Origin of the sequence: Phyllobacterium ifriqiyense (assembly GCF_030817885.1) — a bacterium.
Taxonomy (GTDB): Bacteria; Pseudomonadota; Alphaproteobacteria; order Rhizobiales; family Rhizobiaceae; genus Phyllobacterium; species Phyllobacterium ifriqiyense.
In genome coordinates this window covers 1,019,974-1,032,807 of record NZ_JAUSZT010000003.1, presented here as the reverse complement: position 1 = coordinate 1,032,807, position 12,834 = coordinate 1,019,974, and the positions used below count along the sequence as shown (strand labels likewise).

The 12,834-nt window shown below is 52.5% G+C and carries 11 protein-coding genes and 1 pseudogene; 4 read left to right on the top strand and 8 right to left on the bottom strand.

Annotation, left to right across the window (positions count from 1 at the left end):
• Positions 1-58 precede the first annotated feature (58 nt).
• Positions 59-1,945, bottom strand: coding sequence for an MFS transporter (locus QFZ34_RS12620; protein WP_307281430.1), 1,887 nt, complete (start codon positions 1,943-1,945; stop codon positions 59-61).
• Between the two features lie 581 nt (positions 1,946-2,526).
• On the opposite strand from QFZ34_RS12620, the gene QFZ34_RS12615 reads away from it, so the two are divergent.
• Positions 2,527-3,561, top strand: coding sequence for an aspartate-semialdehyde dehydrogenase (locus QFZ34_RS12615; RefSeq protein WP_115054479.1), 1,035 nt, complete (start codon positions 2,527-2,529; stop codon positions 3,559-3,561).
• A 49-nt stretch (positions 3,562-3,610) separates the two neighbouring features.
• Here the strand turns inward: QFZ34_RS12615 and QFZ34_RS12610 are convergent, their stop codons facing one another.
• Positions 3,611-4,075 carry a MarR family winged helix-turn-helix transcriptional regulator gene (locus QFZ34_RS12610; RefSeq protein WP_307281424.1) on the bottom strand — a complete coding sequence of 155 codons (465 nt, stop codon included), beginning with the start codon at positions 4,073-4,075 and terminating at the stop codon, positions 3,611-3,613.
• A gap of 155 nt (positions 4,076-4,230) precedes the next feature.
• Here QFZ34_RS12610 and QFZ34_RS12605 point away from each other — a divergent pair, with 155 nt between their 5' ends.
• The gene (locus QFZ34_RS12605; RefSeq protein ID WP_307281422.1) at positions 4,231-4,653 is read left to right on the top strand and encodes an organic hydroperoxide resistance protein; all 423 of its coding nucleotides are present in this window, start codon (positions 4,231-4,233) and stop codon (positions 4,651-4,653) included.
• A gap of 177 nt (positions 4,654-4,830) precedes the next feature.
• Positions 4,831-5,652: an alpha/beta fold hydrolase gene (locus tag QFZ34_RS12600; protein ID WP_307281420.1), complete on the top strand. Its 822-nt coding sequence runs from the start codon at positions 4,831-4,833 to the stop codon at positions 5,650-5,652.
• Positions 5,653-5,662: 10 nt separating this feature from the next.
• Here QFZ34_RS12600 and QFZ34_RS12595 read toward each other — a convergent pair.
• Positions 5,663-7,712: pseudogene (locus tag QFZ34_RS12595) on the bottom strand (M3 family metallopeptidase).
• A gap of 105 nt (positions 7,713-7,817) precedes the next feature.
• Positions 7,818-9,041, bottom strand: coding sequence for an argininosuccinate synthase (locus QFZ34_RS12590; protein WP_307281418.1), 1,224 nt, complete (start codon positions 9,039-9,041; stop codon positions 7,818-7,820).
• Between the two features lie 171 nt (positions 9,042-9,212).
• Between QFZ34_RS12590 and QFZ34_RS12585 the strand changes: the two genes are divergently transcribed.
• Positions 9,213-9,854, top strand: a complete 642-nt coding sequence (locus tag QFZ34_RS12585) for a LysE family translocator (RefSeq protein ID WP_115054475.1) — start codon at positions 9,213-9,215, stop codon at positions 9,852-9,854.
• A gap of 1 nt (position 9,855) precedes the next feature.
• Here the strand turns inward: QFZ34_RS12585 and QFZ34_RS12580 are convergent, their stop codons facing one another.
• The 4 genes from QFZ34_RS12580 to QFZ34_RS12565 all read right to left on the bottom strand — a co-directional run bounded on the left by QFZ34_RS12580 (position 9,856) and on the right by QFZ34_RS12565 (position 12,794).
• Positions 9,856-10,275: a hypothetical protein gene (locus QFZ34_RS12580; RefSeq protein ID WP_162802599.1), complete on the bottom strand. Its 420-nt coding sequence runs from the start codon at positions 10,273-10,275 to the stop codon at positions 9,856-9,858.
• A gap of 6 nt (positions 10,276-10,281) precedes the next feature.
• Entirely contained in the window at positions 10,282-11,520 is a 1,239-nt protein-coding gene (gene rlmN, locus QFZ34_RS12575; RefSeq protein WP_307281413.1) for a dual-specificity RNA methyltransferase RlmN, read from the bottom strand.
• Positions 11,521-11,645: 125 nt separating this feature from the next.
• Entirely contained in the window at positions 11,646-12,149 is a 504-nt protein-coding gene (locus QFZ34_RS12570) for an invasion associated locus B family protein (RefSeq protein WP_115054472.1), read from the bottom strand.
• 258 nt (positions 12,150-12,407) lie between these two features.
• Positions 12,408-12,794, bottom strand: coding sequence for a YkvA family protein (locus tag QFZ34_RS12565; RefSeq protein WP_115054471.1), 387 nt, complete (start codon positions 12,792-12,794; stop codon positions 12,408-12,410).
• Positions 12,795-12,834: the final 40 nt, after the last annotated feature.

Genomic DNA, 12,834 nt, shown 5'->3' with positions numbered 1-12,834 from the left:
GCTGAAATAAAAAGCCCGGCGCGAGTGATCGCGCCGGGCTTTTGTATTTGTGAGGATGCTATTTTACTTCATCCAGATCGGTATCTTTTGTATCGCGAACGAAGAGCAGGCCGATGATCAGCGTCATCGCGGCAATCACAATCGGATACCACAGACCGTAATAGATATCGCCCTTGGCGGCGCTCATCGCGAAGACCGTCGCCGGTAGCAGACCGCCGAACCATCCATTGCCGATATGATAGGGCAGGGACATGCCGGTATAGCGGATACGGGTTGGGAACATTTCAACCAATATTGCTGCAATCGGCCCATAAACCATCGTCACATAAAGGACGAGGATAAACAGAATACCGATAATCATTGTCCAGTTGACCGCTGCCGGGTCGGCTACCATCTTGAATGCACCAGCTTTTGGCACGCTATAAACGGTAACTTCGGTGGCACCTGCCGCCTCTTCTGCTGTGATCAGCTTATCTTTGATAGCTTGAGCCACAGTCACAACCGTCTTTTCGCCAGCACGGATTGCAGCTGCATCCAATGCCAGTTTCGGATTGCTTGCAACCAAGGCATCAAGCTTGCTGTCTGCAACCTTTGCTGGATCGCGAACCAGCGGGTAACCAGCATCCTGAAGTGCAAGGTTTACCCCTTTTTTGAATGCACCATCCTTCGCGGCAGCTTCAGCACCCGCAGCGGTTGCATCGTAGGATTCAACCGTTTCCTGGCCAATTTTGACTGTTGCGGCAGATCCGGCCGGAGCCGTTGCTGCGATGTCATAAGGAATGGAGTTTTTAGCCAGGAAGTCAGTTGCGATATCGCAGGATGTGAGCGGCTTTCTTGTACCAACCGGATTGAACTGGAAGTTACAATCTCCAGGTGCCGCAGTTACAGTTGCACGCACATTCTGCTGAGATGAGGCCAGCGCTGGATTGGCGGCCCAGGTCAAAGCCTTGAACAGAGGGAAGTAGGTAAGAATGGCAAGTGCCAGACCAGCCATGATGATTGGCTTACGTCCGATCTTATCCGACAACCAGCCGAAGAAAACGAAAAAGCCAGTGCCGAGCAAGAGCGCAATGGCAATCATGATATTGACGGACTGCCCGTCAACTTTCAGGACGTTCTGCAGGAAGAACAGGGCGTAGAACTGACCTGAATACCAGACAACCGCCTGACCGGCTGTAAGACCAAAAAGCGCCAGCAATGCAATCTTTGCATTCTTCCATTGTCCAAATGCTTCAGACAGCGGTGCCTTTGATCCCTTGCCTTCTTCTTTCATCTTTTTGAAGGCTGGCGATTCGCTAAGCGACAAGCGGATCCAGACCGAAACGCCCAAAAGAACGAATGACAGAATGAAAGGAATGCGCCATCCCCATGCGGAGAACGCTTCTTTCGTCATCGAATTCTGGATGATGAGGATAACGATAAGTGACAGGAAAAGTCCGAGCGTTGCTGTCGTCTGAATCCATGATGTATAGAAACCGCGCCGGTTGCTTGGCGCGTGTTCAGCAACGTAAGTTGCCGCACCACCATATTCGCCGCCGAGCGCAAGACCTTGAAGCATGCGCAAAGCGATCAGAATGATCGGCGCTGCGATACCCCAGCTCGCGGAACCTGGCAGAATACCGACCAGAAATGTCGACAGACCCATGATCAGGATTGTGACAAGGAAAGTATATTTGCGGCCGACGAGATCGCCGATGCGTCCGAAGACCAGCGCGCCGAACGGACGAACGAGAAAGCCCGCGGCAAATGCAAGCAAGGCAAAAATGTTGCGCGTTGCTTCCGGATATTCACTGAAGAAGGCGGCGCCAATAAAGACAGCCAATGAACCGTAAAGGTAAAAGTCGTACCATTCAAAAACGGTGCCGAGAGAAGAAGCGAAGATCACCTTCTTTTCTTCCCGCGTCATCCCCCGGCTGGTAGTGCCGGACACGGTAGTGGATGCCATTTCTATTCCTCCCAGTAAATAGCAATTAAGCCCAAAGTCAAAGAGACATGCTCAGCCCAAACCTTTTGTCATGTCCCCACTATCGATAATTTCGCGCGTCATTTTTGCTTAGCTTGTTGCTAATGCACATCGCGCGCCAGCCAATGTCCTTGTGAATTTCTTTCCCCCCAAGGTCATACAACCCAATGCACTATTCAATTGTTGACTAAATATTGAAGAAAGCAAAGCCCGTAACTTATACCAAATGTCTAAAATTGTGCGTAACACGACATATTCTTGCCCTTTAAAGATGTAATTGACTCTTTTTGGAAACCGCGTACAAGCACAGGCGGAACAGGAGAGCCTTCGGTGCGCAGCGAATCAACGTCGCTATTTTTGCTGAACAGTTCCGGCATTATCGCCGGATGTGTCGGTGTGCCTGCTTTCCAGACCAAAATTTCGGCCAAAAAACTCTCGAAAACGACCACTAAAACGGTCTGATTTCCCTTGGCCTGCTCGCCCCCTCCCGAGCCCGGCTCGGGGGATAAGACCCGCGGTGGCCAGCGGGTTCGAAGCAGCGGAGAGGGACAGGAGAATACATAATGAGTTTCAAGGTTGCGATTGTTGGCGCCACAGGCAATGTGGGCCGCGAAATGTTGACAATACTGGAAGAGCGCGGCTTTCCCGTGAGCGAAGTTGTTGCTCTGGCTTCACGCCGGTCGCAGGGGACTGAAGTTTCCTACGGGGACAGGACGCTGAAGGTTAAAGCGCTCGATACCTATGACTTTTCCGATACCGATATCTGCCTGATGTCTGCAGGTGGCAATATTTCGAAGGAATGGTCGCCGAAGATTGGCGCACAGGGATGTGTCGTTATCGATAATTCATCCGCTTGGCGCTATGATTCCAACGTGCCTTTGATTGTGCCTGAAGTAAATCCTGATGCGATTGTCGGTTTTAGCAAGAAGAACATTATTGCCAATCCCAATTGCTCCACGGCGCAACTTGTCGTTGCCTTGAAGCCATTGCATGACAAGGCGCGCATCAAGCGCCTCGTGATTTCCACCTACCAGTCCGTATCTGGGGCAGGCAAGGATGGCATGGATGAACTTTTCCAGCAGTCACGCGCAGTTTTCGTTGCAGATCCGGTGGAAGCCAAGAAGTTTACCAAGCGAATTGCCTTCAACGTTATTCCACATATCGATGTATTCATGGAAGATGGATACACGAAGGAAGAATGGAAGATGGTTGCTGAAACCAAGAAGATGCTTGATCCAAAGATCAAGCTCACAGCAACCTGCGTGCGGGTGCCTGTTTTCATCGGCCATTCCGAAGCAGTGAACATTGAGTTTGAAAGCCCAATGAGCGCTGAAGAAGCCCGGGACATTCTGAGCGATGCGCCTGGCTGCCTTGTCATTGATCGTCATGAAGACGGCGGTTACATCACACCTTATGAAGCAGCTGGTGAAGACGCCACCTATATTTCGCGTATCCGCGAAGACATAACGGTCGAAAATGGCCTGTCGCTCTGGATCGTTTCTGACAATCTTCGCAAAGGCGCGGCCCTGAACACCGTTCAGATCGCAGAACTCCTGGTTGCACGTGGGCTTATCCAGCCCAAAAAGATTGCCGCATAATCTAAAGGCGGATGAAAAACCTGAAAGGGCGCTGGTGACAGCGCCTTTTTTATGCGTTGTCGATACTTGCCACGAGATTGTCGCGCAAGCTGATGAGTTCAGCCCGCATGCCACGTGCTTCGCCCAGCGTGCAGCCAAATGCCTGTCCCATGGCAAGGGGCACTGACTCCGCGCGGGCCCGCAAGGCGCGACCCTCTTCTGTCAAATTTATCAGCACTTGACGCTCGTCGGTCTTGTCACGTTGGCGTGATATGAGACCGGCTGTTTCCAAGCGTTTCAAGAGCGGCGTCAATGTGCCGGAATCCAGACTGAGCTTGTCTCCAATTGCCCTGACAGTCTGGTTCTCTTCTTCCCACAATACCACCATCACAAGATATTGCGGATAAGTCAGCTTTAACGCCGACAGCCGAGGCTGATAGGCACGTGTCACGGCGTTGGCGGTGGAATAAATGGCGAAGCAAAGGAAATTCTCCAGCTTCAACTGCGATTCCGGTTTTTGCGTTCCAGCGTTCATTTGTCTTCCTTCCCAAAGGCCTGGACTATAATAGCCATGCGTATTCAATTGTGCATCATTTAATTTTTCATCATCTATAAAATAAGTATTGCACACAATTCAATTGTGTGCAATTTAATAGGTATTGAGAAAATCAACTTCGAGAGGAAAACCAGATGAGCATTCTTTATACAACCAAGGCGACGGCAACAGGTGGACGCGACGGCAGCGCGAAGAGCGAAGATGGCCGTTTGGAAGTAACGCTCTCAACCCCCAAGGAACTGGGCGGCAATGGTGCGCAGGGCACCAATCCTGAGCAACTGTTTGGAGCAGGGTATTCGGCTTGTTTTCTTGGCGCGTTGAAATTCGTTGCTTCCCAGAAGAAGATCAAGCTTTCGGAAGATACCGCCGTAACAGCAACCGTCGGCATCGGTCCTCGCGAAGATGGCAAGGGTTTCGGGCTGGACGTTGCTCTGGCTGTCACATTACCCGGTATCGAGGCTGGGCAGGCACGCGAGCTTGTGGATGCAGCACATATTGTTTGCCCTTATTCGGAAGCAACGCGCAGCAATCTCGACGTACGCATTTCGATTAACTGACGCAAAACTTACTCTAGCGTCATGATCAACAGCCTGAAGAAATTGACCTCGCGCCGTTCTGTTTTGACGGCGGGTATTGGAGTGGCGGCTGCTATCAGCCTCCCTTCCATTCCCGCGATGGCCACCGATAAATCCAAGCAACTTAAATCCAATCAGCCAGTAAAGGGACAAAGGACAATGACCACGATCACCACGAAGGACGGCACAGAGATTTACTACAAGGATTGGGGAACAGGGCAGCCGGTAGTTTTCAGCCATGGCTGGCCGCTCACTTCGGATGCCTGGGAAGATCAGATGTTCTTTCTTGCGTCCAATGGCTACCGTGTGATTGCTCATGACCGCCGGGGCCATGGCCGTTCCAGCCAACCTTGGAATGGCAATGACATGGACACCTATGCCGATGATCTGGCCGAACTATTCGAGAAGCTCGACTTGAAAGACGCGATCATGGTTGGGCATTCAACTGGTGGCGGCGAAGTCGCCCGCTATATCGGCCGTCACGGTACGAAGCGTGTCGCCAAGGCCGTTCTTGTGGGGGCAGTGCCGCCTCTGATGCTGAAAACCGCTGCAAATCCTGAGGGTCTGCCTATCGATGTTTTCAACGGCATTCGTGATGGCGTGATTGCCGATCGCTCACAGTTCTTCAAGGATCTGTCGCTGCCCTTTTATGGCTACAATCGGGCTGGCGCCAAAGAGTCTGAAGGCATTAGAAACGCTTTCTGGCTGCAGGGTATGATGGCCGGAATGCCAGCCTCGTATTTCTGCATCAAGGCGTTTTCAGAAACGGATTTCACCGAAGATCTGAAGAAGATTGATGTGCCGACATTGTTTATCCACGGCGATGATGACCAGATCGTGCCCATTGATGACACGGCCCGCAAAGCCGTGAAGCTTGTAAAGAACGGCACTTTGAACGTCTATGCCGGTGCGCCGCATGGTTTGGCTACGACGCACAAGGACAAGCTGAACGCGGATCTTCTGGCTTTTGCCAAGTCCTGATTACAACCGCTTAAAGCCCACGCTTTTCGATCATCGCATCGGGCGTGGGCATCTTGCCCCGGAAAGCCTTGTAAAGCTCTTCGGGGTCTTTGCTGCCACCAGCTGAATAGATATATTTTTTCAGCTTCGCGGCGAGGGCACCGTTGAATGTATCGCCGGTTTCCTCAAAAGCCTTGAATGCATCGGCATCCAATACTTCTGACCACAAATATGAGTAATATCCTGCGGAATACCCATCGCCGGAGAACACGTGCTTAAAATGCGGTGTCCGGTGGCGCATGATAATCGCCTCTGGCATGTCCAACTGCCGAAGCGTTGCCGCTTCAAACTGTATGGGGTCCTCCGGAGGGGTGCCATCGGCATGGAATGCCATATCAATCAAGGCAGACGACGTGAATTCGACCGTTTTGAAACCAGCATTAAAAGTATCCGCGGCCAATACCTTGTCGAGCAGAGCTTTCGGCATAGGCTCGCCAGTACGGTAATGGATTGCGTATTTTTCAAGGATTGCTGGCACAGTCAGCCAGTGCTCATAAAGCTGGGAGGGTAGCTCCACAAAGTCCCGTGACACTGATGTGCCTGAAACTGCAGGCCAGGTAACATCTGACAGCAGCCCGTGCAAAGCATGGCCAAATTCGTGGAATAGGGTACGTGCGCCATCAAGCGAAAGCAGGGCTGGCTCGCCTTTTGGCGGCTTGGCGAAGTTCATCACATTATAGATGATCGGCTTTTGCACGCTGCCAAGTTTGTGTTGTGACTGCAATGCACTCATCCATGCGCCGGAATGCTTTGACTGGCGGTTGAAGTAATCGCCAAGAAATACCCCGCATTCTGTTCCATCCGGATTGAAGACTTCCCAGACCCGCACATCCGGATGCCAGGCAGCTATGCCGGTTTTTTCCTTGAACGTAATACCGAACAGACGCGTTGCCACGTCGAAACAGGCTTCAATAATTTTCTCGAGCTGCAAATATGGCTTCAACTCGGCTTCATCGAACGCAAAGCGTTCGCTGCGCAGCTTTTCCGTGTAAAACCGCCAGTCCCAGGGGGCTACCTTGTGGTTGCGGCCCTCATTGGAGATCAATTGTTGTAGATCACTTTCTTCTTCGCTGGCACGTGTCTTTGCCTTTTGCCAAACGGGCTCCAGCAGATCCATAACTGCCTGTTGGCGTTTTTGCCATGGTGTTGTCGAGCTTGTACGCGGCAAAGCTTTTATACCCGAGTAGCTTTGCCTTTTCAGATCTGAGAGCTACCGTCTGGGCAACGATGGCAACATTGTCCGTATCGCCGCCATTTTCGCCCCGTGCCGCCCAAGCCTGGAAGGCTTTTTCCCGCAAATCCCGGTTCTCGGCAAATGAGAGAAAGGGTTCGATGATTTCACGCGACAATGTAACGGCCCAGGTGCCTGTGCGATTACGCTCCTCGGCAGCTCCTTGCATCGCATCGCGCACAAAATTCGGCAATCCTGCAAGATCTGCCTCGTCTGTGATGAACAAAGCCCAGTCCGACTCATCCTTGAGAACATTTTGATCAAACTGCGCACCGAGACTGGCGAGCGTCTCATTGATATCTGCAAGACGTGCCTTGCCCTTTTCATCCAGTCGCGCGCCGCTGCGCACAAAGCTTTTCCAGATCTTTTCCAGAACGCGGTCTGTTTCGGCATCAAGGCCGAGAAGATCACGCTGTTCGTAAAGTGAGTCTATGCGGGCAAACAGGTGCGGATTCATCATGATGGACGATGAATGGCGCGACAGTTTTGGCGCAATGGACCGTTCTAATGCCTGTATCGCGTCGTTGGTATTTGCCCCGGCCAGCGTCCAGAAAATGGAAGACACCCGATCCAGCGACTCGCCGGAAAGCTGCAGCGCTTTGAGGGTATTTTCGATGGTGGGCGCTTCAGGATGGCCGATAATCGCATCAATGTCGGCAAGATCATCCGCCAGGGCCATATCAAATGCCGCGGGAAAATCCTGATCACTAAAAGCTGTAAAGTCCGGCAGACCAAGAGGCCCTGTCCAGTTCGTCAATGCAGTGTTGATGGCCGGTTTGGCAGACGACATGGGAACTCCATCGTATGAATTAGGTCGTTAATATCTAAGATACCGATGCAAGGGTCACAAGCGGCGAAAATGAAAACGGCGGGACCAGCCCGCCGTTTATTGTCTTTAGCTGTTCCGTTTGCGGGCAGCCAAGGTGCGTAACCGCAAGGCATTCAGGCGGATAAAGCCTGCCGCATCCTTCTGATCATATGCGCCGCGATCATCTTCAAATGTTACGAGTGCGTCGGAATAAAGCGATTTGTTCGACTTACGGCCTGAAACCATGACATTGCCCTTATAGAGTTTCAGGCGAACAGTGCCTTCCACGTCCTCCTGGCTCTTGTCGATCATGGCCTGCAGCATTTCACGCTCTGGCGAATACCAGAAGCCATTATAGATCAGTTCGGCATAGCGCGGCATGAACTCATCCTTGAGGTGAGCTGCGCCGCGATCAAGTGTGATCGATTCCATCGCCCGATGCGCGGCAAGCAGGATGGTGCCACCTGGTGTTTCGTAAACGCCACGCGATTTCATGCCAACGAAACGGTTCTCAACCAGATCAAGGCGTCCGATGCCATTGTCTCGGCCAAGATCATTAAGCGTCTTCAGCAGTGTCGCGGGTGAAAGAGGCTTGCCATCAATTGCGATTGCATCGCCCTTCTCGAAAGCGATCTCGATTTCTGTGACCTTATCGGGCGCATCCATCGGAGAGATTGTGCGCTGGTGCACATATTCGGGTGCTTCCTGCCATGGGTCTTCCAACACTTTGCCTTCCGAGGAAGAATGCAGGAGATTGGCGTCCACGGAGAAAGGTGCTTCGCCAAGTTTGTCTTTGGCGATTGGGATCTGGTGTTCGCGCGCAAATTCCAAAAGATCTGTGCGGGATTTAAAGGTCCAATCGCGCCAAGGCGCAATGACCTTGATGTCAGGATTGAGTGCGTAGGCGGAAAGCTCGAAACGAACCTGATCATTACCCTTGCCCGTTGCACCATGCGCAATTGCATCAGCGCCGGTGCGGGCAGCGATTTCGACGAGGTGCTTGGAAATGAGCGGGCGGGCTATCGATGTGCCGAGCAGGTAAACGCCTTCATAGACAGCATTGGCGCGGAACATCGGGAAGACAAAGTCGCGAACGAATTCTTCGCGGACATCTTCAATGTAGATTTCCTTGATGCCGAGCATTTCGGCCTTCTTGCGTGCGGGCTCGAGTTCCTCGCCTTGTCCAAGATCGGCAGTGAACGTGACGACTTCAGCGCCAAGTTCTGTCTGCAGCCATTTCAGGATGATCGATGTATCCAACCCGCCCGAATAGGCCAGCACGACTTTCTTGACGTCTTTCCATTTATTCATTGCATATGTCCTGTCTGTTGATCGCCGTCGCGATCCTGAAATTTCAGTTGGGGTCTTGTAGCATTTGCGCCGCTATTGGCAAGCACAGCAAAAACGAGATCAGGCGCAAATACGTATGGCGTGAAGCTGTTTTTCGCGTTAGCTTCCGGCAGTTTTTTCCGGAGCCCTGTGATGACCTTCATTCCTGATTGGCCAATTATACTGCAATTCATCGTTGCCACTTTTGTCCTCTCGATTACCCCGGGGCCGGATATGACATTGTTTGTCGGACGCGCATTGTCCGAGGGCAAGGCTGCAGGTTTTGCCTGTCTGGCGGGTGCCTGCACCGGGATCGTCATACACACGACCATGGTGGCAATTGGCCTCTCGGCACTGATCGTTGCTTCGCCGTCTGCGTTTCTTGCGCTCAAGGTTGTGGGGGCCGGCTATCTGATGTGGCTTGCCTATCAGGCAATCCGCTATGGTTCGGCGTTCTCGCCGGAAAAAAAGACCGGCCAAGCCCATACATTGTTTCAGAACTGGCTGACGGGGCTGGGTATCAATCTTCTCAACCCAAAGATCATTCTGTTTTTCATGACATTCCTGCCGCAGTTCGTTTCTGCGGGCGATCCGCACGCTCCGGGTAAATTGTTTTTCCTTGGCGTACTTTTCATACCCCTGTCATTGCCAGTGGTCGCGCCAATGATCCTTGCTGCCGATAGATTTTCGATGCTGCTGAGGAAAAATCCGACAGTGACACGCATTACGGACTGGTTGTTTGCCGGGGTGTTCTCGGCATTTGCTGCCAAGATTTTGTTGGCGCAAGCGAAGTGATTCAGATCTGATTATTGGGGCTCGGCGGGATGATACCGGCGCTGCGTCCGGAAATCATCCAGTAGACAAAGCCGCCCACAACGCCCGTGGCGAGGATTGCAGCGAAGGTGCTGATATCCTCGGTTTGCGGGCGCCACTTCCAGACAATGATGACAACTGCTGTGGCAGCGCCGCCGAGCGCATAGAAAAGCCAGTCACGCCATGCGGTCAGTTCAGCGTAGATGATAATCAGCGCCGCCGGAACGAGTACGCTATGGCCTATCGCGGAAGCGAAGACAGGTATGGTCAAATACAAAAACGGACCTTCGCCTCCCAGCCATTCTGTGCTGCCGATAAGAAGCATGTTCAGAAACAGCGATGCCGCGAAGGTGGCGCAGACAAACCCGATAGTGATCAGCGCAAAGCGTATGAGATACAACACGTCGGTTCAGTCTTCGCCGTGACCGGCAATCATTGCCGCTTCAAATGCCAGACGCTCCGTTTTCTTCATGCGTTCCGACTCCGATTTTAGCTGTCCGCATGCGGCGAGAATATCGCGGCCGCGCGGTGTGCGGATAGGCGATGCATAGCCAGCGGCGTTTACATAGTCAGCAAATTTCTCGATCTGCTCCCAATCAGAACACTGATAGTTGACACCTGGCCACGGGTTGAACGGGATCAGATTGATCTTTGCCGGAATGCCCTTGAGCATTCTTACCAGTTCCTTGGCATCAGCAAGCGAGTCATTGACGCCCTTGAGCATGACATATTCAAATGTAATGCGTTTTGAATTGGACAGGCTTGGATAGGCGCGGCACGCGGCAAGCAATTCCTTGAGAGGATATTTCTTGTTGATTGGCACCAGCATGTCACGCAGATCATCAGTCACCGCATGCAGGGAAATTGCCAGCATCACGCCGATTTCTTCGCCAGCGCGATAAATTTCCGGTACCACACCCGAGGTTGAAAGGGTGATGCGGCGGCGTGAAAGTGAAAGACCGGCATCGTCCGCTGCAATCAGCAGGGCCTTTTTGACGTTCTCGAAATTATAGAGCGGTTCACCCATGCCCATCATGACGATGTTGGACACTTTGCGGCCCTCTGCCGGAACCATGGTGCCATCCGGTGTGTTGCGATCGGGAAAATCACCAAGGCGATCGCGTGCAACCAGCAATTGGGACAGGATTTCTTCGGCGGTCAGATTGCGCACGAGCTTCTGCGTGCCTGTGTGGCAGAAGGAGCAGGTCAGTGTGCAGCCGACCTGGCTGGAGATACAAAGAGTACCTCGCCCTTCTTCGGGAATATAGACTGTCTCGATTTCTACAGGACGGCCGGCACCACGCGGTGGAAACCGGAACAGCCATTTGCGCGTGCCATCATTGGAAATCTGCTCTTCTACAATTTCAGGCCGGGCAATATCGAAGTTCTTATCCAGCAATTCGCGCATATCACGCGAAATGTTCTGCATATCGTCAAAGTTAGAAACGCCGCGCACATATAGCCAATGCCAAACTTGGGCTACGCGCATTTTAACTTGCCGTTCGGGCACGCCGACGGCCATCAGTGCCTCCGCAATTTCCGGGCGTGTCAGGCCGATCAGCGAGGGCTTTTCAGCCGCTGGGGCGCGAATGGCATCACGGGATTTATCCCGGGCAACAGGATGTGTCAGGTCAAGCGATACGGACATGGGTTTTTCTAACGTTCTTAACGGAAGCGCGGCTCATACCACGTTCCGGCGGCCACGTCACCTCTGCAAGCAAAAAGGCCCGGCAATTCGAGCCGGGCCATCGCGGGAGATTGGTATTTCGTTGATTATTTACAAGTGGAGATCGCTTTAAGAGCAGCTGAAACGCCCTTCAGCGAATAGGCGTAGCTGGTCTTTGTTCCACGTTTGGAAACAGCGTTGATGGTCATGTTCTTACCGCCCCGGAGAGCGGCAACAAGCTGCGGCTCTTCTGCGGCATTTTCCATCCAGCCGTGGCTGCCGCTGGTGAACATGGAGAAGGTACGCTCATCAATCTTGACCAGGACCTTTGAATTCTCCTGCAAATCATATCCGGCCTTGAACTGTGGCTCAAAGCTGACATTCTGGCCGGGCTTCTGGCTTACCATGAAGAAATTGTCACCATGATCGATTTTCGCAGGCTGTTTGTCGACTGGAACCGACAGAACGTAACAGACCTTGCCCTTGCCCTGCTGATAGCTATAGGCACCCCACGCGTTAAACTGGCTGATCTGACTCGGGGTCTGGGCAAAAGCTGTCCCCACCAGCCCAAGCATGAGCACAGAGGTTGCTACGATCGATTTTCCAAACATTTTACCTACCAGTTTTATTTGTTCACTTCATAACTCATGAACCGGCAATGGTCCGGAAGATAATCCGGGTGCCGCATTGTCCAGTTCGCTTGTCTTAATTTGGCTTAATCTGGGTTACCAAACGGTGAAGACAGGTCAAAAAAGCAATTTTTAGAGCTAGAAAGGTCACAGCCTCGTTCAAGTCCAATGCCGTAACACCAGCCAAATAAAAGCGGCGAGACTTTGGCATTTGGGCACTTCACACTCTTGTGATGCCGGTCAATCTTTCTCGTCCGTGTCCAGATCGGCGATCGCCTGTCGCGCGGCAGCCCTGTGTGCAGGGGTGATATTGTTTCGGATAGCGCTCAGCGCCGCCATCATCACAGCCACGTCGTCAGTAAAACCGAGACCAAGGAGGAAGTCTGGAATGATATCCAGCGGCAGGACAAAATAAGCCAGCGACGCCAGTAATATACCGCGCACCTTGGTCGGCGTGGCAGGATCGAGCGCGCAAAAGTAGCCCGCAACCACTTCGTCAAGAAACGGAATATTCTTTGCCGCCTTACGCACGGTTTTCCAGAAAGAAGCGCGAACACGTTCCTCGCGCGAGCGCTGCTGATGCGCGCTGCCCGGCTCCAGAATTTCGCCGATCTTGATCTCGTCCATTCCTTTTCCTTCGATTTGTTCGTTAAGAACATGGGAAGGA

Coding starts and splice junctions, on each gene's coding strand:
- QFZ34_RS12610 (WP_307281424.1), bottom strand. CDS start 4,075: ATGAACGCTGGAACGCAAAAACCGGAATCGCAGTTGAAGCTGGAGAAT.
- rlmN (WP_307281413.1), bottom strand. CDS start 11,520: ATGTCCGTATCGCTTGACCTGACACATCCTGTTGCCCGGGATAAATCC.
- QFZ34_RS12570 (WP_115054472.1), bottom strand. CDS start 12,149: ATGTTTGGAAAATCGATCGTAGCAACCTCTGTGCTCATGCTTGGGCTG.
- QFZ34_RS12585 (WP_115054475.1), top strand. CDS start 9,213: ATGACCTTCATTCCTGATTGGCCAATTATACTGCAATTCATCGTTGCC.
- QFZ34_RS12620 (WP_307281430.1), bottom strand. CDS start 1,945: ATGGCATCCACTACCGTGTCCGGCACTACCAGCCGGGGGATGACGCGG.
- QFZ34_RS12590 (WP_307281418.1), bottom strand. CDS start 9,041: ATGAATAAATGGAAAGACGTCAAGAAAGTCGTGCTGGCCTATTCGGGC.
- QFZ34_RS12615 (WP_115054479.1), top strand. CDS start 2,527: ATGAGTTTCAAGGTTGCGATTGTTGGCGCCACAGGCAATGTGGGCCGC.
- QFZ34_RS12565 (WP_115054471.1), bottom strand. CDS start 12,794: ATGGACGAGATCAAGATCGGCGAAATTCTGGAGCCGGGCAGCGCGCAT.
- QFZ34_RS12605 (WP_307281422.1), top strand. CDS start 4,231: ATGAGCATTCTTTATACAACCAAGGCGACGGCAACAGGTGGACGCGAC.
- QFZ34_RS12600 (WP_307281420.1), top strand. CDS start 4,831: ATGACCACGATCACCACGAAGGACGGCACAGAGATTTACTACAAGGAT.